General features: G+C 71.8%; 13 protein-coding genes. 7 read left to right on the top strand and 6 right to left on the bottom strand.

Annotated elements, in window-relative coordinates:
* Positions 1–41: 41 nt before the first annotated feature.
* Positions 42–533 carry an Lrp/AsnC family transcriptional regulator gene (locus BLR95_RS11085; protein ID WP_092619870.1) on the top strand — a complete coding sequence of 164 codons (492 nt, stop codon included), beginning with the start codon at positions 42–44 and terminating at the stop codon, positions 531–533.
* A 9-nt stretch (positions 534–542) separates the two neighbouring features.
* Here BLR95_RS11085 and BLR95_RS11080 read toward each other — a convergent pair whose 3' ends face one another.
* Both BLR95_RS11080 and BLR95_RS11075 read right to left on the bottom strand, forming a co-directional pair.
* On the bottom strand, positions 543–1,259 hold the full coding sequence (locus tag BLR95_RS11080) for an endonuclease/exonuclease/phosphatase family protein (RefSeq protein WP_092619867.1): 717 nt from the start codon (positions 1,257–1,259) through the stop codon (positions 543–545).
* Between the two features lie 12 nt (positions 1,260–1,271).
* Positions 1,272–3,494 (bottom strand): VTT domain-containing protein, encoded by a 2,223-nt coding sequence (locus BLR95_RS11075; protein ID WP_092619864.1) that lies wholly within the window; start codon positions 3,492–3,494, stop codon positions 1,272–1,274.
* Positions 3,495–3,671: 177 nt separating this feature from the next.
* Between BLR95_RS11075 and BLR95_RS11070 the strand changes: the two genes are divergently transcribed.
* A complete protein-coding gene (locus BLR95_RS11070; RefSeq protein WP_092619861.1) occupies positions 3,672–4,241 on the top strand; it encodes a DUF2493 domain-containing protein in 570 nt (189 codons plus the stop codon).
* A gap of 29 nt (positions 4,242–4,270) precedes the next feature.
* On the opposite strand, the gene BLR95_RS16255 is transcribed toward BLR95_RS11070, so the two are convergent.
* The 4 genes from BLR95_RS16255 to BLR95_RS11050 form a co-directional block, all read right to left on the bottom strand.
* A complete protein-coding gene (locus BLR95_RS16255; protein WP_092619858.1) occupies positions 4,271–5,029 on the bottom strand; it encodes a DsbA family protein in 759 nt (252 codons plus the stop codon).
* A 126-nt stretch (positions 5,030–5,155) separates the two neighbouring features.
* The gene (shc, locus tag BLR95_RS11060; RefSeq protein ID WP_245689467.1) at positions 5,156–7,192 is read right to left on the bottom strand and encodes a squalene--hopene cyclase; all 2,037 of its coding nucleotides are present in this window, start codon (positions 7,190–7,192) and stop codon (positions 5,156–5,158) included.
* A gap of 307 nt (positions 7,193–7,499) precedes the next feature.
* Positions 7,500–9,563, bottom strand: a complete 2,064-nt coding sequence (hpnD, locus tag BLR95_RS16105; RefSeq protein ID WP_092619855.1) for a presqualene diphosphate synthase HpnD — start codon at positions 9,561–9,563, stop codon at positions 7,500–7,502.
* Between the two features lie 7 nt (positions 9,564–9,570).
* Positions 9,571–11,166, bottom strand: coding sequence for a gamma-glutamyltransferase family protein (locus BLR95_RS11050; RefSeq protein ID WP_092619852.1), 1,596 nt, complete (start codon positions 11,164–11,166; stop codon positions 9,571–9,573).
* Positions 11,167–11,664: 498 nt separating this feature from the next.
* Here BLR95_RS11050 and BLR95_RS11045 point away from each other — a divergent pair, with 498 nt between their 5' ends.
* The 5 genes from BLR95_RS11045 to BLR95_RS11025 all read left to right on the top strand — a co-directional run bounded on the left by BLR95_RS11045 (position 11,665) and on the right by BLR95_RS11025 (position 22,530).
* Complete coding sequence (locus tag BLR95_RS11045; RefSeq protein WP_143130984.1) at positions 11,665–14,388, top strand: coiled-coil domain-containing protein; 2,724 nt, start codon at positions 11,665–11,667, stop codon at positions 14,386–14,388.
* 43 nt (positions 14,389–14,431) lie between these two features.
* Positions 14,432–16,108, top strand: a complete 1,677-nt coding sequence (locus tag BLR95_RS11040) for an NAD+ synthase (RefSeq protein WP_092619846.1) — start codon at positions 14,432–14,434, stop codon at positions 16,106–16,108.
* 1 nt (position 16,109) lies between these two features.
* The gene (locus BLR95_RS11035; protein ID WP_092619843.1) at positions 16,110–17,450 is read left to right on the top strand and encodes a glutamate--tRNA ligase; all 1,341 of its coding nucleotides are present in this window, start codon (positions 16,110–16,112) and stop codon (positions 17,448–17,450) included.
* A 316-nt stretch (positions 17,451–17,766) separates the two neighbouring features.
* Positions 17,767–19,161, top strand: coding sequence for a cysteine--tRNA ligase (cysS, locus tag BLR95_RS11030; protein ID WP_092619840.1), 1,395 nt, complete (start codon positions 17,767–17,769; stop codon positions 19,159–19,161).
* A gap of 231 nt (positions 19,162–19,392) precedes the next feature.
* Positions 19,393–22,530, top strand: coding sequence for an EAL domain-containing protein (locus tag BLR95_RS11025; protein ID WP_176787797.1), 3,138 nt, complete (start codon positions 19,393–19,395; stop codon positions 22,528–22,530).
* Positions 22,531–22,596: the final 66 nt, after the last annotated feature.

Below are 22,596 nucleotides of genomic sequence, written 5' to 3'. Positions count from 1 at the left end.
CGCGAAAGCACCTCTTCCCAAGCGCTGAACGAGTGGAGCGAATGCATCGGGTCAAGCTGGACCGCATCGACCGCCGGATTCTGCGCGACCTGCAGGACGATGGCCGGATGACCAACGTGGAGCTGGCGCGCCGCGCCGGCATCTCGGCGCCGCCGTGCCTGCGCCGCGTGCGCGCCCTGGAGGAAGCCGGCATCATCCAGGGCTTCCATGCCGACATCGATCCGCCGGCCCTGGGCTACAATGTCACCGTGTTCGCCCATGTCGGCCTGAACAGCCAGGCCGAGGTGGACCTGAAGTCCTTCGAGGCGCTGTGCGCCGACTGGCCGGAAGTGCGCGAGTGCCACATGCTGGCCGGCGAGATCGACTTCCTGCTCAAGGTGGTGGCCCGCGACTGGGACGACTACCAGCGCTTCCTGACCACCCGCCTGACCGCCGCTCCCAACGTGGCCCACGTCAAGTCGGCGCTGGCCATCCGGGCCTCCAAGCGCTGCCCCGGCATTCCCATCGACGAGGACGAGGGCGAGCCTGTGTGAGGCACCGGCTCAGCCGGCGGGCGGGTCGATCTCGGCGATCAGCGGCCGGTGATCCGAGGCCAGGCGGGCCAGACGCCCGCCCAGGCGGCGCGGCCGGCGGCGCAGGCGGCCGGGCACGGTCCAGATGCGATCCAGCGCCAGCACCGGCAAAACGGCCGGAAAGGTCGCCCGGTTGCCCCACCACGGGGCCGGCAGCCCGGTCCGCCGACGCAGCCTGAGCAGGGCCGGCAGGTCGATGGCCCACAGGTTGAGGTCGCCGAGCACCGCCACCGGACCCTGGGGCGCCGCCCGCGCCACCTGCTCGGCCAGCCGGTCGAGCTGCCAGCGGCGCTCGCGCGGGCTCAGGCCGAGGTGGGTGGCGATCACCGTCAGCGGCCGCGCCCAGCCGGCATCGAGCCGGGCGACAATGGCGCCGCGCCGCTCCAGCGGCGGCCGGCTCAGGTCGATGCGCCGCCAGTCCAGGACCGGCCGCCGGGTGAGCAGCAGGTTGCCGTAGCCGAAGCCGCCCTCGACCAGGGTCCGGCCGGGCAGGGCGGTCATCCCGGTGGCCTCGGCCAGGGCGCGGAACTGGTCGTCATCGGCGCTTCCCCGGGGGCGGGCCGAGACTTCCTGCAGGGCTACCACGTCGGGCCCGGCGTGGTCGATCAGCGCCGCCGCCCGGCCGATGTCGCAGACCCCGTCGCGGCCCACCCCGGCGTGGATGTTGTAGGTCATCAGGCGGGTCATCGGGTGGCCCCGTCAGGCCGCCCGGTTGCGGGTCAGCAGCCAGCGCAGCAGGAAGGTCAGGCCGATCCAGCCGAGGATGCCGGCCAGCAGCAGGGCGACCCGCTCCGGCGTCGGCTGGCGGATCACCTCCATCAGGCTGCCGCCGAGCACCGACAGGGCGATCAGGCCCGGCGCCATGCCCAGCCCGGTGCCGACCAGGAAGTCGGACAGCCGGATGCGGCTCGCCCCGGCGGCCAAGTTGATCACCGTGAACGGCGCCACCGGCACCAGGCGCAGGCCGACCATGGCCATCAGGCCGTGCCGGCCCAGGGTGTGGTTGATGCGCTGCACCCGGCCCTGGCCCAGGCGGTCGATCAGGTCGCGGCCGACCAACTGGCCCAGCCCGAAGGCCAGTCCGGCCGACAACAGGGCGCCCAGGCTGGCATAGGCAAGGCCGCTCCACGGCCCGAAGGCGGCTGCCGTGGCGGTGATCAGCACGGTGACCGGAAAGCCGACCATGCCCAGCCCGGTGAACACGGCAAGCACCAGCAGCGGTGACAGCGGCCCGTTCTCCAGCCCGGCGAGCAGGCGCTCGGCCTCGCCGGCCGAGGTCGGAAAGCCGCCCAGCAGGTCGGGCGGGGCCAGCCACAGGCCGAGCGACAGGGTGCCCAGCACGGCGGTCAGGACGCCGAGGGCGATGCCCCGTCGGCGCCGGGGCGCGCCGGCCAGGCTGGCCTCCGCCGGTTCCGGTCGACGCAGCATGTGCGACCAGTCGATGGCCCGCTCCGGGTCGGCCAGCGGCAGCAGCGGCCCGGCCGCCTGACGCAGCGCCGGGTCGGGGTGCCGGATCGGGGCCAGCCGGCGCGGCCCCTGGGCGCCATCGACCAGGGCGATCAGCGAGTTCCCGTTGCCGGCCAGGGTCTCGGCCACCGCCTCGGCGGACAGCCCCAGGTGCTCGCCCAGCAGGCGGTGGCGCAGGGCCAGCACCTGGCGGCGATGGTCGGGAGTGTCGGCCAGCAGGGCCAGATCGGCCTCGGTGTCGAAGCCCATGGAGCGGTTGTTGATGTTGGCCGAGCCGACGCGCAGCCAGCGGTCGTCGATGACGGTCAGCTTGGCGTGGACCATCACCGCCCGGCCGTTGGGGTCCTCGGGGTCGGGCACCCGGGGGTGGAGCAGGCGGACCCGCCCGCCGCCCGCCTCGGTCAACTGGCGCGCCGCCTCGGCGCGGGCGGCGCCCATGGTCATGGCGGCCAGCCAGCCGTCGGCGTCGGCCGGGCCAACGATCACCACCTCCAGCTCGGGGGTGTCGCGCAGCCGCTCGGCCAGCGCCGCGACCAGCCGGCCCGAGGCCAGGAACTGGTTCTCGATGTAGATGTGCCGCCGGGCCTCGGCGATCTGATGCAGGAAGAGCGCCTCCACCTCGCGCACCTCGGGGTGGTCGGCGAAGGCCGGCGAGGTGCGCACCAGGTGCATCGCGGCGTCGGTGAAGTCGATGTGCTCGGCCGGCCACGGCGGCGGCCCGGTGCCGGTGTCGTCGGTGTCGTCGGCGGCCGCGGCGGCGCCCGGCGCGGGTTGGCCGGTGGCGGCCTGCCAGCGGGCCTCGACCACCTCGGCCAACTGGCGTGCCGCGCCGCCGTCGACCACCCAGGTCATGTCGTGGAAGGGATCGACCGGGCTGCCATCGGGGTCGGCGCGGCGCGCGTCGTCGGCGCTGTGCTGCGGGGTGTCCCAGCGCCTCAGGGTCAGGTCGAGGCCGCCGCAGAAGGCCAGCCGGCCGTCGACCACCACCAGCTTCTGGTGATGGCTGGCCCCCATCGGCACCCGGTCATCCAGGCAGAAGCGGATCGACTGGTCGGTGCGCCAGCCCAGGTTCAGGCTGGGCAGGGGTTCGCGCTCGGCGGCGTAGAGCGGCGCGTAGTCCCACAGCAGGATGCGGATGTCGAGCCCCGGGCGGGCCCGCGCCACATGGTCGAGGAAGGGGCGCAGGTGCAGCGGCGCCCCGTCGCGGGCCGTGCCGCCGCGCCACAGGGTGGCCGGATCGGCGCCGTCCGGCAGGTCCTCGGGACCGGCCAGCGGGGTCCGCCCGTCGACGTCCCAGCCGACGATCATGATCGACCGCTCGGCCGCCAGGATGGCCCGGCGCAGGGCGGAAAAGTAGGCCGCCGCGTCGATCAGCAGGCTGGCCCGGCGGGCCGTCACCGGCTGGCCGGGCAGGGGGGAGGAGGGGGCGTGGGGGGGCTGCGGGGAAAGGGGCATGGCCTCCGTGTCGGGCTGTTGTCGATCAGGCCGATGTGGGGCGCCGGCGCCGTGGATGCCACCCGCCAGCCGTTGGGGCGGCGGAAATGGTGCGCCGCAAAAAACGCTGGAAGGTCCTCGACGAATCTGGCAGAATGCCGACCGCGACTAGGGAAATCAATAGGTTAGGGGTCGGTTATGAAGGTTATCATTGCCGGGTCCCGGCACATCGAGGACTACGACGCCCTGTGCGCGGCGATCGACGCCTCGGGTTTCGAGATCACCGAGGTCTACTCCGGCGGCTGTCGGGGCGTCGATGCCATGGGCGAGCGCTGGGCGGCCGAGAACAACATCCCGCTGCGTCAGTTCCCCGCCGACTGGGCGGCTCACGGCCGCATCGCCGGCGAGTTGCGCAATCGCGAGATGGCTCGCGCCGCCGATGCCATGGTCATCCTGTGGGATGGCAAGAGCCCGGGCGCCAGTTGCATGTTCCGCGAGGCCTCGCGGGCCGGCATCCGCATCCACAACCAGGTCCATGGGCTGGACATGGCCGAGCTGGAAAGCACCGAGCAGGCCATCATGAGCCACTACTGGTCGGGCCGCGACCGGCTGATCTACGTGGAAGACCACTGGAGCTGGGAGCACCTGGGCGACGACGCCCCGGTGATCACCAACATCGCGGTGGAAAACCTGAAGGCCCTGGGCATGCTGGAAGAGGTCGTCTTCCGCGCCCTGAAGCCGGTGCCCGAAGCCCACCACCGCCACTGAGGCAGGGCGGCGACGGGCTTAGGCCCAGTTCAGCCGTCGGTCCGGGCCTGCCGGATCAGCTCGACCAGGGTCTCCTGGGAGATGGCGCCGGGCACGAAGGTGTCGCCGACCACGAAGGCCGGCGTGCCGCTGACCCCCAGCGCCCCGGCCAGGGCCCGGTTGGCGGCCAGCGCCGTCTCGATCCTGGCCTGCACCTGGGGGTCGGCCATGTCGGCCAGCAGACGCTCGGCATCCAGCCCGGCCTCGCCGGCCAGCTTGCCGATGGTCGCCTCGTCGTAGCCCCCGCGATGGGTCATCAGGGCGGCGTGCATGGCGGCGTAGCCGTCCTGCTCGCGGGCCGCCAGGGCAGCGGTGGCGGCGAGCACCGACTGCGGGCCCAGGATGGGCAGCTCCTTGACCAGCAGGCGCACCTTGCCATCGTCGCGCACCGCGTCGAGCACCGGCTGGAAGACCCGCTTGCAGTAGCCGCACCGGTAATCGAAGAACTCGACCACCGCCACGTCGCCGTCCGGGTTGCCCAACTCGGGGGTCGCCGGGTCGTCGAACAGGGCTGCTCGGTTGCCCTGGATGGCGGCTTGCGCGGCCTCCTGGCGGGCCTGCTCCTGGCGCGCCTCCAGGGCCTGGCTCATCTCGAGCAGGATCTCCGGGTTGGCCAGCAGGTAGTCGCGGACGATCTCCTCGATGGCCGCCTTCTCGGGCCCGCTGAACGGCGGGGCGTCGGCGGCCAGGGCCGGCCCGCTGGCCAGCAGGGCGAACAGGGCGGCGGTCGGAACGAGGCGGCGCGGCATGGTGGGGGAGGTCCTTGCTGACTGGGCTGACGGGGCGGGTGACGGGTGAGCCGGCACCATGACGCGCCCGGACCGCCCGGGCAAGTTACCGGGCGATCACAAGCGCGTCAGTGGAGGGAGATCGGCCTACAGCCCCCAGATGGGCCGCGTGCTGTTGCCCTGGCGCAGGTTGCGGTAACGGGCCAGGGCCCACAGCGGGAAGTAGGCGCTGTAGCCGTGGTAGCGCAGGTAGAAGACCTTGGGGAAGCCGACGGCGGTGAACTCCTCTTCCTCCCACTTCAGGCCCTGGCGCTCGCGCTCCAGAAGGAAGGCGATGCCCTTTTCCACCGCCTCGCCGTGCACCTCGCCGGCGGCCATCAGGCCGAGCAGGGCCCAGGCGGTCTGCGACGGGGTGCTCGGCTGGTCGCGGTGCTTGTGCTCCTCGCAGTAGGAGGCGCAGTCCTCGCCCCAGCCGCCGTCGGTCTGCTGGCGCGAGACCAGCCAGTCGACGGCGCGCCGGATGTAGGGCTGGTTCATGTCCTCGCCGGCGGCGTTCAGCGCCACCAGCACCGACCAGGTGCCGTAGATGTAGTTGGTGCCCCAGCGCCCGAACCAACTGCCGTTGTCTTCCTGCTCGGCCTTGAGGTAGGCGATGGCGCGCTGGATGCGTGCATCCTCGCGCGGCGTGCCGAGTTGGGCCAGGGCGGCCAGACAGCGCGCCGACACATCGGCCGAGGGCGGGTCGAGCAGGGCGCCATGGTCGGCGAACGGGATGTGGTTCAGGTGGTGGTGCTCGTTCTCGGCGTCGAAGGCGCCCCAGCCGCCGTTGTCCGACTGCATGCCGGCCATCCAGCGGGTGCCGCGTTCCACCGCCTGGCGCACCTTGCCGCCCAGGCCGACGCGGTCCAGCGCCGCCAGGACAACGGCGGTGTCGTCGACGTCCGGGTAGTGGGGGTTGTTGTACTGGAAGGCCCAGCCGCCGGGCTCCAGGCCCGGGCGGCGGGCCGTGTAGTCGCCGGCCACATCGGTGATCTGGCGCTCGACCAGCCAGTCGACGGCCTTGCGCAGCTTGGGATCGTTGGCGTCCAGGCCGGCTTCCATCAGGGCGTGGGCGGTCAGCGCGGTGTCCCACACCGGCGAGACGCAGGGCTGGCAGTAGGCCATGCCGTCGCGCTCGACGAGCAGGGTGTCGATGGACTTGCGGGCGATCACATAGTCCGGATGCTCGCGGTCGTAGCCCAGGGCATCGAACATCATCACCGTGTTGGCCATGGCCGGGAAGATGGCGCCGACGCCGTCCTCGCCGTTCAGCCGCTCGGTCAGCCAGGCGACGGCCTTTCTGATCGCCTTGTCGCGCGGCGCCGCCGGCAGCAACGGCTCGACCCGCCGGGCCAGCCTGTCGAGCCTGAGGATCATCGAGCCCAGCGCCGAGCCGGTGGGGTTGACGTGATAGCCCCGTTCGGCCTCGGCCGGCGTCACGAACAGCTCGGGCACGCCGACGCCCAGCGGGTTGGCCGCCTTGGCGCGCAGGGTGTAGAGCACCAGCAAGGGCACCATCACGGTGCGCGACCAGTAGGCCATCTTTTCCAGATGGAAGGGCGCCCAGCGCGGCAGCAGCAGCACCTCGACCCGCATCACCGGCACGGCGCGCCACGGCACCTGGCCGAACAGGGCCAGGGCGATGCGGGTGAACACGTTGCTCTTGGCGGCCCCGCCGTGGGCCAGGATGGCGGCCCGGGCACGGCGCATGTGCGCGGCCTCGGGATCGTCGCCGACCAGCTTCAGGGCGTAGTAGGCCTTCACCGAGGCCGACAGGTTGAAGGCCCCGTTGTGGAACAGCGGCCAGCCGTCATGGTCGTCCGACTGCAGTTGACGCAGGTAGACGGCCAGCTTCTCTTCCTGTTCCGGATCCGGGGTGCCCAGGTAGTGGTTGAGCAGGATGTATTCGGCCGGGATGGTGGCGTCGGCCTCCAGCTCGAACACCCAGTGTCCGTCGTCGCGCTGGTGGCGGCCGAAATCGGCCAGCACCTCGGCGATCGCCGCGTTGACGCGCGCCAGGTCGGGGCGGGCGTTTTCGTTGGCGGCTTCGGCGTGGGGGAATGGCTCGTCTGGGGCGACTTGGGGGGCCGGGCCGGGCATCTCCAGCGGACGGACCTGACCCGAAAGAGCGGCGCTGGTGCTCAAAACGATCCCTCTTTCAAGTGCGGCTGATCAAGGCTTCGGCTGATCAAACTTCGGCTGATCACGACGGTTGACGCGTGCCAGCCACGACGCCCCCCAACCGGTCGGCAAAAGCGACGGTTCAGCGGATCGTCGTGACGGGTGGTTGTTGTCCTCCCGTCCTTCCGGTTTTCCGGCGGCGAGGCCCTTGGACGTATCCGATCAGGTGGAAGTGCCTGATCGAGGCCGATTTGTTGCCGCCGGAGGAGCCGGCAGGTCCCCCAGGGTGTTCTTGGTTGTGCCCAAAAGCACCAGTTCTGTCAAGGAATTGTCAGTCACCCGGGGGACGCAGGCGGGCCTTCAGCACGGCCGGCAGGCGGCCCATCAGAAGGGCCAGCTTGGCCCGCTTGGAGAACCGGGGGCTGTGTTCCGGGCGCCCGAAGCCGACCGTTTCCAGCCGATCGAAGGTCGCCTTGTAGACGTCGCGCATGACCAGGGCCGGGAACATGGTGGCCGGGTCGGTGCGGGCCAGCAGGGCGTCGGCCTCATGGAAGTGGGCCCGGGCCCGCTCGGCCAGCCACGCGCCGGCGGCCGGCAGGCGGGGGTCGGCGAGCACCGTTTCGGGGGTCCAGGGCGCCGGGATGCCGGCGGCGGCCAGCGCCTCGGCGGGCAGGTAGAGGCGGCCGCGCGCCGCGTCCTCGGCCACGTCGCGCAGGATGTTGGTCAACTGCAAGGCCCGCCCCAGGTGGTGGGCGATGGGGTCGTTGAGCTCGGGCGGTGCTCCGAAAATGCGGTTGGACAGCCGCCCCACGGCGCTGGCCACCCGGTCGCAGTAAAGGTCGAGGGTGGCCCAGTCGGGGGCCACGATGGCCCCCTCGGCGTCCATCTCCATGCCGTCGATGACCGCCAGCAGATCGGCCTCGGGCAGCCCGAAGCGACGCCCGGGCACGACCAGGGCACGGGCCAGCGGATCGTCCAACTGCTGCGGCGCGGCCCAGGAAAGGGCGCGCACCCGGGCCCGCCAGCGGGTCAACTCGGCGCGCCGGGCCTCGGGGGTGCGGTGGTCGTCGTCGGCGATGTCGTCGACCAGCCGGCAGAAGCCGTAGAGGGCGAACATGCCCGCGCGGCGCGGCGCCGGCAGGGCCCGCATGGCCCAGTAGAACGAGGTTCCGGCGGCCTTCACCACGGCCTCGGCGCGGGCCGTGTCGGGGTCGGCGGGGGGCACGTCGCGCCGCGCCCCCGGCGGCGCGGTGCGGCCCTTCCAGGCGCCGCCCCGGCCGGCCCGGAAGCGGCGCGCCGAATCGAGCGTCATCAGGCTGTACATCACCCCGGCCAGGGGCAGCGCGGCGGCGCTGATCCAGGCCCCCACCGGGCCGGCGAAACGCCCGGCGGTGGGCCGGCCGGCGCGGACGATCAGCCCCCAGGCGGCCAGCCCGAGCAGCGCCGTGAGCGGCGCCCCGCCCAGCACCCCGGCCAGCGTGGCCAGGGGAGGCACCAGATACAAAAGCCCCATGCCGGCCACGGTGCCGGCCAGTTTCGCCGGGCTCTGGTCCAGCTCCACATAGGCGGTGCGGGCGACCATCTCCCAGATGCCGGCCAGCCCCGGATAGGGGCGCAGGCTTTTTACGTCGTCATCGAAGCCCAGCCAGATCGGCCCGCGCGCCTTCAACCGCCGGGCCAGAGCGCAGTCGTCGATGATCTGGTCGGCGATGGCAGGGAAACCGCCGGCCTCGGCCAGCCGCTGACGGTCGAGCAACAGGCAGCCGCCGGCGGCGGCGGCGGTGCGTCGGGCCGGGTCGTTGACCGCCGGGAAGGGGTAGAGCTTCTGGAAGAAGAAGACGAAGGCCGGGATCAGCAGCCGTCCCCACCCGCCGCCGGCATCGAGCCGCGCCATCACCGAGACCAGCCCCCGGTTGCCGGCCCGCGCCGCGCCGCGCAGGCGGGCCAGGGTGTTGGGGCCGGGGGCGATGTCGGCGTCGATCAGCCACAGCCAGCGCGGGGCGTCCGCGCCGGCCGCCCGAAGGCCGCTCTCCAGGGCCCACAGCTTGCCCGACCAGCCCTCGGGGCGGGGCGGGGCGGCGATCACCTCGACCCTGGCCCCCGGATGGTCGGCGGCGAGGCGGCGCGCCACCTCGGCCGTGCCGTCGGTGCTGTGGTCGTCGATCACCATCACCGAGAGCCGCGCCGACCCCGCCTGGGCGAGCACCGCGGGCAGGGTTTTCGGCAACAGGTCGGCCTCGTCGCGGGCCGGGATGAGGGCCAGCACCTCTTCCGCCGGCAGGTCCCCGGGCGCCTCGGGCAGGTCCTGGTCGGCCCGCCAGAAGCGGTCGCGCAAGGCCAGCAGACCGGCCCACAGCAGCAGCGAGAGCAGGGCGAGAAGGCTCAGCAGGGTCATCAAACGCTCACCAGCCCAGGGCGCAGCCGTCCTTGCGGGGGTCCGAGCCGCCCCACAGGACACCGCGCGCGCGGTCGATCAGAATGGCCTGGCCGCCGCCGATGGGCGCCTCGGCCCGGGTCACCACATGGCCCAGCGAGCGCAGCGCCTGCACCGTGGCCTCGGGAATGCCCCGCTCGACCTCGTGGCGCCCCGCGAAGTGGAAGGCCCGGGGCAGGTCCAGGGCGGCCTGCACATCCATCCCGAAATCCAGCCAGTTGGTGAGGAAATGCACGTGCCCGGCGGCCTGATACTGCCCGCCCATCACCCCGAACGGCATCAGCGGCTGATCGCCCTCCATGACCAGCCCGGGGATGATGGTGTGCATCGGCCGCTTGCCGCCGGCCAGCCGGTTGGGATGCCCCGGGGTGAGCACGAACCCCGCCCCCCGGCTGTGCAGGGTGATGCCCGAGCGCGGCCCGGTGATGGCGCTGCCGAAGGCATCGAAGATCGAGTTGATGAACGAGGTCGCCGCCCCGTCGCCGTCGACCACGCACAGATACACCGTGTCGCGGTGCGGCGGCCAGTCGAGGCGCGGCAACTCGCCCATCGCCTGGGCCGGGTCGATGGCCGCCCGGCGGTGGCGCGCATAGGCCTCGCCCAGCAGATCGTCCACCGGCACTTCGGCGTGCTCGGGGTCGGCGATGAAGGCGTTGCGATCCGCGTAGGCCAGCCGCAGCGCCTCGGCCTGAAGATGCAGCCGCATCGCCCCCAGCGGCGCCGAGCCGGCCAGATCGAAGCCCTTCAGGATGTTGAGGGCGAGCAGCGCGGTCAGCCCCTGGCCGTTGGGCGGACACTCCAGGATGCGCTTGCCGCCGTACTCGGTGGCGATGGGTTCGACGTACTCGCCCCGATGTGCGGCGAAATCCTCCGCCGCGTGCCAGCCGCCCCGGGCGGCCAGGGTGTCCAGCAGGTCCTCGGCGATCCAGCCCTTGTAGAAGGCATCCGGCCCCTGCTCGGCGATGGCCGCCAGGGCCTCGGCCAGGGGCGGGTTGGTGAACGTCTCGCCGACCCCGGGCGGCCGCCCGCCGGGCAACAACAACTCGCGGCTGACCGGGTCGCCGGCCAGCACCGGTACCTCCTTCGCCCAGTCATCCGCCACCCGGGGCGCCACCGGACACCCCGCCCGGGCCAGATCAATCGCCGGCGCCAGCAGCGCATCCAACCCCAGGCGCCCATGATCGGCCGCCAGACGGGCCCACGCCTCGACCGCGCCGGGCACCGTCACCGCCAACGCCGAGCGGTGCGGAATGGCCGACAACCCATTCAACTGCAACAGATCGGCATCGGCCGCCGCCGGCGCCCGGCCAGACCCGTTGTAGGCCACCGGCGCCCCACCCGCCGGGGCATGCAGGACGAAACAATCACCCCCGGGACCGGTCATGTGCGGCTCGGCCACCGACAACAACGCCACCGCGCAAATCGCCGCGTCCATGGAATTGCCACCACGCCGCAAAACCTCCAAAGCCGCCGCCGTGGCCAACGGATGCGACGTCGCCACCAAGCCATTGGTCGCCAACACCGGCGACCGACCCGGCACCTGAAAATCGCGCCCAACCCCCATCCCGAAAACTCCCAAAACCCAACAACCAACGCATTATCACCCCCACCCACCACCCTGTCGACCTCCCCGGACGATGAGCTTCGTCGCGCCAAGCCAAGGGGGCGCTGCCCCCTTGGAACCCCCGCCGGGGGAGCCTGGGGCCCCCCCGGACCCCCGCCGCGACTTAAAGCCGGGAAAGAGGGGGTGTCTGAGCGCGCGCGCTCAGACACCCCCTCTTTCCCGGCTTTGACTCATGGTGGGGTCTGGGGAGGCCTCGGGCCTCCCCAGCGGGGATTTCAAAGGGGCGGCGCCCCTTTGACGTGGCGCGGTGAAGCTCGCCGTCCCGGGGGGCTCGACAGGGTGGTGGGTGGGGGGTGATAATGCGGGGCCGGTTTGTGGGTTGGTGGGGCGACTCGTTGGAATCCGTGGACTGGTGGAGTGTATTGGTGTCATCCCTGGTGGGGAGTTTGGGGCGTCTTGGCCGGATCATCGAGGGAGCCCGAGGAGGGTGAGGTCGGGGTGGTTTCCGGTGACGGGGCTGCTTCTGACGACAGTTGGCTGGTCACGGCGGCCCGCGAGGCGTTGGACGCTTCCGAGGGGGCGGCGGTCGGGGTGACCTCGGCGGCGGTGGCGCCGGCCTTGCCTCGGCGTCGGCTGCGCTGGGTGGCAGTCGGGCTCAGTCTTTTGTGGCTGGGGGTGGTCGGCTGGTATGTGACGGTGGCGATCGGCTGGCCGACGCTGCTGGTCATGCTGCCGCACGAGTTGGCGGCCTTTGCCGGCGGGGTGGGGTTTCCGCTGGCGTTTCTGTGGCTGCTGGTCGGCTTTCTCGAGCGTGGCGACCGGCTGAGCCATGAGGCGGTCGAGTTGCGCCATCATCTGGCCCGCCTGACCTATCCCGACGCCCAGGCCGAGGGTCGCATCCGGGCGGTCACCCGGGCTCTGGCCGAGCAGGCGGCGATGCTGCATGCGGCGGGCGAGGCGGCGGCCGGGCAGGCCGAGGCGGCGCAGGCCACGCTGGCCCGCGAGCGGGCGGCGTTGAACGACAGCGCGCGCATTGTCGAGGATGGTCTGGGCCGTGCCGTGGCCGGGGTGGCCGAGCAGGTGTCGGCTCTGGACCGGGCGGTGTCGGCGGCCGAGAGTCTGAGCCGCACCCTGGCCGACACGGTGGGCCGGCACGGCGACGACATCAAGGGCTTCACCGACAGCGCCCTGGCCACCAGCCGCGAGTTGGCGACCACCATGGAGGTCCAGGCCGAGCGCCTGGAGGGCGCGGTGGCCGAGGCCGGGCGGCATCGCCAGGGTTTGGCCGATCTTCTGGAGCGCCAGACCTCCCTGGCCCGCGCGACCACCGAGGCGGCGGGCGCCTTCCAGAAGACCACCGATGGCCTGTCGCGCGTCACCGAGACGACGCTGGCCGCCCTGGGCCGGGAGTCGCAGGGTCTGGACAAGCTGTCGGAACGGCTGCTGGCCCGCCTCAAGCTGATCGAGGATACCCTGGGCCTGAAGGTCTCGGAGCTGGATCAGGCCGGCGAGCGGGCGGTGGAGCGTCTGGGCGAGATCGATTCGCGGCTTCAGGCGCAGAGTTCGGGGCTGGGGCTCTTGGTCGATCAGGCGGAGAAGCGCTTGGGCGAGGTCAGCCGCATCCTGGAAACCCAGGCCCAGGCGGTGGTCTCGCTGACCGGCGAGGCGCGCCAGGGGCTGGAGCGCTTCGCCGGCTCGGCCCGCCAGGGGGTCGACGATCTGACCGAGTCCGTGGCCGGTCTGGGCCAACGGGCCGATCAGGTGGAGGCCGCCCTCAGCCGCCACGCCATCACCCTGGAGGAGGCGGCCGAGCGGGGCCGCCAGCAGGCCGACGGGCTGCGCCACATCCTGCGCGGTCAGGCCGACGATCTGGCCGAAAGCGCCCGTCTGCTGGCCACCCAGGTGCAACTGGCGGAAAGCTCGCTGGAGCAGCAGTCGCGTCATCTGGCGACCACCGCCGAGGAATCGCTGGGCCGGGTGCGGCGCATCTCCGAGGCCATCCGGCAGGCCGCCCGCGAGCTGGCCGAGACCTCGGGCAGTGTCACCGCCGAGCTGGAGAGCGTCGGCGCCGGCCTGCGCCAGAGCGGCGAGGGGGTGGGCGCGGCGGCCAAGGCGGTGCTTGAGAAGACCCACGAGGCGGGGGCCGAGCTGTCCCGTCAGGCCGGGGTACTGGACGACGCCGCCGAGCAGGCGGTGGCCCGCATCCAGTCGGTGGACGGGGCGCTGGAGGAGCGCGCCCGGCGTCTGGCCGAGGCCGGCGATGCCACCGTGGAAATGATGCAGCAGGCCGGCAGTGGCCTGCACGACGTGCTGCGCCGGCTGGAGGCGGGGGCGGCCGGCAGTGCCGAGACCATCGCCCAGGCGGCCAAGGCCTTCGACGAGCAGACCCGCGACTTCGGCGAGGCGGCCCAGGCGGCGGTGCACCGCATCGAGCGCTTCATGTCGATGATGGAGATCGCCGGCGAAAGCTTCGGGCAGGCGACCGGCGAGGGGGCCAAGCAGGTCGAGGAGATGGGCCGCCGGCTGTCGGCGGCGCTGACCGACCTCAGGGCCGGCACCGGGCGCATGGCCGAGGACATCCGCAAGGCCAGCGGCGGCGTCGAGGGCCAGATCGAGGGCCTCGACGCGGCGGCGCGCGAAACCCTGTCGCGGCTCGAGGCGATCACCACCCTGCTGCGCTCGGCCAGCGGCGAGCTGACCAAGGCCGGCGACAAGCTGGCCGACAGCTCGGAGCGGGCCGGCGCCGCCTATGGCCGGCAGGCCGACGCCCTGAGCCGCGCCGCCAAGGAGGCCGAAACCCGCATCCGGGAGTTGAAGACCCTGAACGAGGAGGCCGACACGGCCAGCTTCCTCAACGATGCCTCCTACATCATCGAGCGCCTTCAGGCCCGCGCCGTGGACATCGCCCGCCTGTTCGAGCCGAAGATCGAGGAAGAGTTGTGGCGCCGCTTCTACAAGGGCGACCAGGGAGCCTTCCTGCGCCACATCACGCGCTCGCTGAGCAAGGCGCAACTGGCCGACGTGCGCTCGCTGTTCGAGGAGGACGGCGATTTCCGCACCTACGTCACCCGCTACATGAGCGAGTTCGAGACACTGATTCGCCGGGCCCGGGCGACCGACCGGGCCGACATCCTGACGGCGGTCTTGACCAACGGCGAGATGGGCCGCCTTTATGTGGTCCTCGGCCGCGCCCTGGGCCAGGAGTCCGGCGCCGCCACCTGAGGGGGGTGATCGTCCCCCGATCCCGCCACAAGGTTCGTTGTTGATGTCTTCGCTGACTGTCGTCATGGCCCAGGTTGATCCCACGGTGGGCGACCTCGACGCCAATCTGGCCATGCTGCGCGCCGCCCGCGCCGAGGCGGCCGGCAAGGGCGCCGATCTGGTGGTCTTTCCAGAACTGGCCCTGGCCGGCTATCCGCCCGAGGATCTGGTGCTGCGGGCCGGCTTCCGGGCCGCCTGCCGCGCCCATGCCGAGGCCCTGGCCGCCGACACCGCCGATGGCGGCCCGGCGGTCATCGTCGGCCTGCCGGTGGAGGGCCCCGGCGGACTGCCGATCAACGCCGCGATGGTGCTCGATGGCGGCCGGGTGGTGGCCACCGTCGGCAAGCGCCACCTGCCCAACTACGGGGTGTTCGACGAGGCCCGGGTGTTCGCCCCGGCCGCCGGCGCGCCACAGCCGGTCAGCGTGCGCGGCTGGCGCCTGGGGGTGATGATCTGCGAGGACATGTGGTTCCCCGATGTCGCCGCCGGGCTGGCCGCCGGCGGGGCCGACCTGCTGGTGGTGCCCAACGGCTCGCCGTTCGAGGTCGACAAGGGCGCCCAGCGGCTGGGCCACGCCCGGGCCCGGGTGGCGGAAACCGGCCTGCCGCTGCTTTACGTCAATCAGGTCGGCGGGCAGGACGAGTTGGTGTTCGACGGCGCCTCGTTCGCGGTGGCGGCGGACGGCCGGCTGATCGTCCGGGGCCCATCCTGGCAGAGCGCCAGCCTGCCGGTGGTCTTCGATCCGCCCACCGCCCCGGGGGCGACCGCGCCGGTGCCGCGCCAAGGCGCCATCGTCGCCACCGCCGAGCGCTGCGAGGACATCTACCGCGCCCTGATGGCGGGCCTGGCCGGCTATGTGGACAAGAACGGCTTTCCCGGCGTGGTGCTCGGCCTGTCGGGCGGCATCGACAGCGCCCTGTCGGCGGCGGTGGCGGTCGATGCCCTGGGGCCGGAGCGGGTGCGCTGCCTGATGATGCCCTCGCCGCACACCTCGCGCGAAAGCCTGGAGGACGCCGCCGGGGTGGTCCGGCTGCTCGGCTGCCGGCTCGACGAGGTGCCCATCGGTGGCGCCATGGAAACCTTCGACGGCCTGCTCAGGCCGCTGTTCGAGGACCGCCCGGCCGACGTGACGGAAGAGAACATCCAGGCCCGGGCCCGCGCCCTGATCCTGATGGCGGTGTCCAACAAGTTCGGCCACATGCTGCTGTCGACCGGCAACAAGAGCGAGATGAGCGTCGGCTACGCCACCCTTTACGGCGACATGTGCGGCGGCTTCAACGTGCTGAAGGACGTCTACAAGACCACCGTCTTCGCCCTGTCGCGCTGGCGCAACGCCCACTGGCCGCCCGCTGCCCTGGGTCCGGACGGCCCGGTGATGCCCCAGCGGGTGATCGACAAGCCGCCCTCGGCCGAGCTGCGCCCCGACCAGAAGGACAGCGACAGCCTGCCCGACTACCCGGTGCTCGATGCCATCCTGAAAGGCCTGATCGAGGGCGAGATGGGCCTCGCCCAGATGGCCGCGGCGGGACACGATCCGGCCGACGTGGCCCGCGTCTGGCGCCTGTTGCTGGGCGCCGAGTACAAGCGCCGGCAGGCCCCGCCGGGGGTCAAGATCACCCTGCGCAGCTTCGGCCGCGAGCGCCGCTATCCGATGACCAACGCCTTCCGGGGGGAGCACTGAGATGGCCGCTCCGGTAACCCGCTTCGCGCCCAGCCCGACCGGCCACCTGCATGTCGGCAACGCCCGGGTGGCGGTGCTCAACTGGCTGCTCGCCCGCCACGGCGGCGGCCGCGCCATCCTGCGCTTCGACGACACCGACCCGGCGCGCAGCGAGGACCGCTTCGCCCGCTCCATCGCCGACGATCTGGCCTGGCTGGGGCTCAGCTTCGATGCCACCGTGCACCAGCGCGACCGGCTCGACCTCTACCGCGACGCCGCCCGCCGGCTGGCGGACCAGGGCCACCTCTACCCGTGCTACGAAACGGCCGAGGAACTGGAGGACATGCGCCGTCGCCAGCGGCTGGCCGGCCGGCCGCCGGTCTACAACCGCGCCGGGCTCGACCTCTCGGCCGCCGAGCGGGCCCGCCTGGAAGCCGAGGGCCGGCGTCCCCACTGGCGCTTCAGGCTGGCCCGCCAGCCGGTGACCTGGACCGACCTGTGCGCCGGGGAAAGCCGAGTCGACACCAGCCACCTTTCCGACCCGGTGCTGATCCGCGCCGACGACAGCCCGCTCTACACCCTGCCCAGCGTGGTCGACGACCTGGAGATGGGCATCACCCACGTGCTGCGCGGCGCCGACCACGCCACCAACACCGCCGTGCAGATCGAGATCATCCAGGCCCTGGGCGGCACCCCGCCCACCTTCGCCCACATTCCCCTGCTGCTCGGCCCCGATGGCGGCCCGTTGAGCAAACGCGACGGCGGCGCCGGGCTGGCCGACCTGCGCGACCAGGGGATCGAGGCACTGGCCCTGTTCTCGCTGCTCGCCGGCCTGGGCCGCGACACCATGCCCGAGCCCATCAGCCATCCCGACGACCTGCTGCCCGGCTTCGACCCGGGCGCCCTGGGCCACGCCGCGCCGCGCTTCGATGTCGAGGCGGCGCGCCGGCTGAGCGCCCGCACCCTGCACGACACGCCCTACCCGGCGGTGCGCCAACGCCTCGCCGACCTCGGCCTGGGCGATCCCGGCGCCGCCTTCTGGGAGGTCATCCGCGGCAACCTGGAACGGCTCGACGACGCCGCCCACTGGTCGGCCGTCTGCTTCGGTGAGATCACCCCCGCCATCGACCCCGAAGACCGCGACTTCCTGGCCCAGGCCGCCACCCTGCTGCCCCCCGAACCGTGGACCGGCGAAACCTGGAAAACCTGGACCACCACCCTCAAGGAAACCACCGGCCGACGCGGCAAAAACCTCTTCAAACCCCTGCGCCGCGCCCTCACCGGACGCGACCAGGGACCCGAAATGGCCGCCCTGATGCCCCTCATCCCCCCCCACCAGGCCAAAACCCGCCTCGCCGGCTGAGCCTGTTGCGCCAGGCCAAGGGGGCACTGCCCCCTTGGAACCCCCGCCGGGGGAGCCTGGGGCTCCCCCGGACCCCCGCCGCGACTTAAAGCCGGGGAAGAGGGGGTGTCTGAGCGCCCGCGCTCAGACACCCCCTCTTCCCCGGCTTTGATTCATGGTGGGGTCTGGGGAGGCCTCGGGCCTCCCCAGCGGGGATTTCAAAGGGGCGGCGCCCCTTTGACGTGGTGCGACGGGCTCAACCGGTGGGGTGGGTCTTGACGTGGGGGTGGGGAGGGGGGACAACGGCGGCGTTTAGGATTTGGGTATTGGAGGGGTGATGACGTTGCATCTGTACAACACGCTGACCCGGTCGAAGGAGCCGTTCGAGCCGTTGGAGGTGGGTCATGTGCGGATGTATGTCTGTGGGCCGACGGTGTATGACCGGGCGCACATCGGCAACGCCCGTCCGGCGGTGGTGTTCGATGTGTTGGCGCGTTTGCTGCGGCATTTGTATGGGCGTCTGACCTATGTCCGCAACATCACCGACGTGGATGACAAGATCAACGCCCGCTCGGTGGAGAGCGGCGAGCCGATCGGCGAGTTGACCGCCCGCACCACCCGCTTCTATCACGAGGACATGGCGGCGTTGGGGGTGTTGCCGCCTGATGTGGAGCCCCGGGCCACCGAGCACATTGGCGACATGATCGCCCTGATCGAGCGTCTGGTCGTCGGCGGCCATGCCTATGCGGCCGAGGGGCATGTGCTGTTCTCGGTGCCCAGCATGGACGACTATGGCCAGCTTTCCGGGCGTTCGCGCGATGAGATGATCGCCGGGGCCCGGGTCGAGGTGGCGCCCTACAAGCGCGACCCGGCCGATTTCGTGTTGTGGAAGCCGTCGCCGCCCGAGTTGCCGGGGTGGGACAGCCCGTGGGGCCGGGGACGTCCGGGCTGGCATCTGGAGTGCTCGGCCATGTCCGAGCGCTATCTGGGGCAGAGCTTCGACATTCACGGCGGCGGCCAGGACCTGATCTTCCCGCACCACGAGAACGAGATCGCGCAGAGCCGCTGCGCCCATCCGGGCTCGGGTTTTGCGCGCTATTGGGTGCACAACGGCCATCTGATGGTCGAGGGCGAGAAGATGTCCAAGTCGCTGGGCAACTTCTTCACCGTGCACGATCTTTTGGACCAGGCCCCGGGCGAGGCGTTGCGCCTGTATCTGCTGACCGCCCACTACCACCAGCCGTTCGACTGGCGGGCCGAGGGGCTGGCCCAGGCCCGGGCGACGCTGGACCGTTTCTACCGTGCCCTGGAGCGGGTGGCCGAGGTGCCCTTGCCCGAGGCGCCGGTGGTGCCCGAGGGGGTGCTGGCGGCGCTGGCCGACGATCTCAACACGCCGCTGGCGATCAGCCGCATGCACGATCTGGCCGGGGCTTTGAACCGCGCCGGCACGGTCGAGGAACAGGGGCGCCTGAAGGCCGAGTTGCTGGCCGCCGGCGAACTCATGGGGCTGCTTGGCGAGGCGCCCGAGGCGTGGTTCCGCCGGGGTCTGAAGGCCGGGGCGCCCGATGCGGCGCACATCGAGGCCGAGATCGCCCGCCGCGCCGAGGCCCGCAAGGGCCGCGACTTCGCCACCGCCGATGCCATCCGCGACGCGCTGAAGGCGCAGGGGATCGAGCTTCTCGACAGTGCCGAGGGGACCACCTGGCGGGTTGTCGAGCCGGACGCGGGATAGGGAGCTTGGGCGTGCCGATTGGTGCGACAGGGGGGCGTGATGGCGGTTGACGGCAGGGCCTGTCTGGTTCAGACCGGGCGGGAAAATTGGCCTTGCGTCGGCGCCGCATTTATCCTGAAATCCCTGGTGGGCATAAGGTAAAATGCCCGCCCAAGGCTTGGGCTTGATTTCTTGCGGTCGGAATGTGGCCGCTGGGACGCTGGGGGGCGTTCTTGTCTGAAGGTGGACCTGGTGGCATTCGCCGAGATTCGGCCGGTCGTTGGATCGGTCACCCGGATTCTTCTGGTTGAAGACGACCCCGTCTTCGCCCGCGCCGTGGCCGTGCTTCTGGCCGAGGTTTCGCAGGGTCCCGCGGCTGTCCGCTTCGCGGTCGATCAGGTGGCCGATCTGCAGGCGGCGCGCCAGCATCTGAGCCACCATCGCCCCCACGCGGCGCTGCTGGACCTGGAGTTGAAGGACAGCGGCGGCCTGGACACCCTGCGCCGGCTGAAGGCCATGGCCCCCCGTCTGCCGGTGGTGGTGCTGACCGCCACCGCCGATCAGGGGCTGGCCCAGGAGGCCCTGCGCCTGGGGGCCCAGGACTATCTGGTCAAGGACGACGTGCGCGCCCCGGCCCTGGCCCGGGCCCTGACCTATGCCATCGAGCGGCAGCGCTCGCTGGACTGGATGGCGGTCGATGCGCGCCGCCTGACCGCCCTGCTCGACAGCCTCGGCCAGGCGGTGATCGGCCTTGAGGTTATGCGCGATGCCGACGGTGGCTGGCGCGAGCTGCGGCTGCGCATCCTCAACCGCAGGGCCGAGTCTTTCCTGGGCGACAGTGCCCGCAACCTGACCGGGGCGCGGCTCGACCGCGCCGCCCCGTTCCTGGCCCAGGCGCCCGGGCTGACCGCCCTTTTGAAGCGGGTCGCCGAGCGCGGCGAGCCCGGCGCCACCGAGGTCGCCCATCCGCAGGGGGGCTGGTTCAGGATTGCCGTCAACCGCCTGCAGGCCGAGCGCAACCTGGCCCTGATCCTGACCGTTGCCGAGATCACCGAGGCCCGCCAGCGCGAGGCCGAACTGCGCGCCGCCGTGGAGCGCGCCGAGGCCGCCGACAACGCCAAGAGTCAGGTGCTCTCGGCGATCAGCCACGATGTGCGCACGCCCCTGAACAGCATCGTCGGGTTCACCGACCTGATCCGGCTGGAGGCCTTCGGGCCGCTGAACCATCCCCAGTACGGGGCCTATGTGAACGACATCGCCGAGGCCGCCGGGCAGCTTCAGTCGGTGGTCGACGACATGCTGGAGCGGCGGCGCTTCGAGGAGATGCAGCGCCTGGAAGGGGGCTATCGCCACCTGATCGATCTGGCCCCCGACCTGATCGCCGTGGTCCGTGGCGCCGTGGTCGAGATGATCAACCCGGCCGGGGCGGCGCTGCTCGGCGTGTGGCCGGCCGAAACTCTGGTCGGCCGCCGGCTGACCCCCTACCTGGGCGGCGAGTGCCAGGTCTGGGCGGCGGAGAACTGGCAGACCCTGCTGGCCGAGGGCGAGGGGGGAGCCGGGCGCCGCGCCACCCGGCTGGTCAATGCCGCCGGCCAGACGGTGGACGTGGAACTGGCTGCCATGCCGTTCGACGATTCGACCGGGCCGGCCCGGCCCGGCGATCCGCCGGCGGTGATGATCGTCGCCCGCGATGTCACCGAGCGTCTGCGCACCACCCGCGCCCTGGAACAGCGCGAGGCCCGCCTGAGCCGCATTCTGGAGGCGATGGTCGATGGCCTTGTCATCTACGACGACCAGGGCGTGGTGGAGACCTACAACCCGGCCGCCGAGCGGCTGTTCGGTTACCCGGCCGAGCAGGTCATCGGGCGCGATGTCACCCTGCTGCTGCCCGAGGGGATCAGTCGTGGCGGCGCCCCGCTGAAGCTGAAGGGGCGCGGCCTGGACAGCGGCGGCGAGGTCAAGGGGCGCCGGATGGACGGCTCGGAGGTGCCGCTGGAGGTGACGGTCAGCGTCATGCGGCTGCAGGCCCGCACCCTGTTCATCGCCGTCATCCGCGACGTCACGGAGCGCCACCAGGTCGAGGAACGCCTGCGCTATCTGGCCACCCGCGACCCGTTGACCGGCCTGCCCAACCGCAGCCTGTTCGCCGACCATCTGGACCGTGCCCTGGCCCGCGCCGGGGCCCTGGAGCGTCGGTTGGCGGTGCTGCTGATCGATCTCGACCAGTTCAAGACCATCAACGACACCATGGGCCATCTGATGGGGGATCGGGTGTTGCAGGTGGTGGGGCGGCGGCTGGAGGCCTTCCTGCGTCCGGGTGATTTCGCGGCCCGGCATTCGGGCGACGAGTTCACCGTCATCCTCGATCCGGTGGACGATCAGGACCAGGCCAACCAGATGGCCGCCCGCCTGCTCGAACGGCTGGCCGAGCCGATGACCATCGACGGGCGGGAAATCTTCACCACGGGCTCGCTGGGGGTGATCGTCTACCCCGACGGCGGCGAGGATGGCACCACCCTGATGCGCCACGTCGACACGGCGGTCAACCACGCCAAGCTGGGGGGGCGCAACACGGTGCAGGCCTACACCGGGGTCCTGTCGGAAGGGTTGGCCCGCCGCCTGGAGCTGGAAAACGGCCTGCGCCGGGCCATCGAACGCGATGAGCTGCACCTGCTCTACCAGCCCAAGATGGACCTGACCCGGGGCCGGGTGGTCGGTGCCGAGGCCCTGCTGCGCTGGACCTCGCCGCACCATGGCGCCGTCTCGCCGGCCGAGTTCGTGCCCATCGCCGAGGCCTGTGGCCTGATCGGCACCATCGGCGACTGGGTCATCCGCCGCGCCTGCGCCGACATCCAAACCCTGGAAAAGGCGGGCAGCGAGCTGGTGCCGATCGCCGTCAACCTGTCGCCGCGCCAGTTCCGACGCCAGGACCTGCCGGGCGAGATCGCCGCCATCCTGGAGACCTACGGGGTGCGCTCGGACCAGTTGGAGCTGGAGTTGACCGAAAGCATGCTGGTCGAGGACGCCGAGACGGCGGTTGCCGCCTTGAGCGCCCTGAAGCAACTGGGCCTCAGGCTGTCCATCGACGATTTCGGCACCGGCTATTCGTCGCTCAGCTATCTCAAGCGCTTTCCCATCGACTACCTGAAGATCGACCAGAGCTTCGTGCGCGACATCCCGGCCAACAGCGACGACATGGCGATCACCAAGGCGATCATCGCCATGGGCACCAGCCTGGGCCTGAAGCTGATCGCCGAAGGGGTGGAAAGCGAGGATCAGGTGCGCTTTCTGGTCGGCAACGGGGTGCTGCTGGGGCAGGGCTTCCACTATGCCCGGCCGCTGGACCGCGACACCTTCGCCGCTTTCGTCGCCCGGGCCAACGGCGGCTGACCACGCCGCCGCGCCGCCCCTCTTGTGATCGGCCGTGGCCTGGGGCATCCTCCGCCCCTTGTTCCG

It is taken from the genome of Roseospirillum parvum (genome assembly GCF_900100455.1).
GTDB lineage: Bacteria > Pseudomonadota > Alphaproteobacteria > Rhodospirillales > Rhodospirillaceae > Roseospirillum > Roseospirillum parvum.
The sequence above is the reverse complement of the archived record's forward strand: the minus strand, read 5'-3'. Positions and strand labels throughout refer to the sequence as shown.

Bases quoted from the DNA above. Each gene is read 5' to 3' on its own strand.
- BLR95_RS11085 (WP_092619870.1), top strand. From the start codon at position 42: ATGCATCGGGTCAAGCTGGACCGCATCGACCGCCGGATTCTGCGCGAC.
- BLR95_RS11080 (WP_092619867.1), bottom strand. From the start codon at position 1,259: ATGACCCGCCTGATGACCTACAACATCCACGCCGGGGTGGGCCGCGAC.
- BLR95_RS11075 (WP_092619864.1), bottom strand. From the start codon at position 3,494: ATGCCCCTTTCCCCGCAGCCCCCCCACGCCCCCTCCTCCCCCCTGCCC.
- BLR95_RS11070 (WP_092619861.1), top strand. From the start codon at position 3,672: ATGAAGGTTATCATTGCCGGGTCCCGGCACATCGAGGACTACGACGCC.
- BLR95_RS16255 (WP_092619858.1), bottom strand. From the start codon at position 5,029: ATGCCGCGCCGCCTCGTTCCGACCGCCGCCCTGTTCGCCCTGCTGGCC.
- hpnD (WP_092619855.1), bottom strand. From the start codon at position 9,563: ATGACCCTGCTGAGCCTTCTCGCCCTGCTCTCGCTGCTGCTGTGGGCC.
- BLR95_RS11050 (WP_092619852.1), bottom strand. From the start codon at position 11,166: ATGGGGGTTGGGCGCGATTTTCAGGTGCCGGGTCGGTCGCCGGTGTTG.
- BLR95_RS11040 (WP_092619846.1), top strand. From the start codon at position 14,432: ATGTCTTCGCTGACTGTCGTCATGGCCCAGGTTGATCCCACGGTGGGC.
- BLR95_RS11035 (WP_092619843.1), top strand. From the start codon at position 16,110: ATGGCCGCTCCGGTAACCCGCTTCGCGCCCAGCCCGACCGGCCACCTG.
- cysS (WP_092619840.1), top strand. From the start codon at position 17,767: ATGACGTTGCATCTGTACAACACGCTGACCCGGTCGAAGGAGCCGTTC.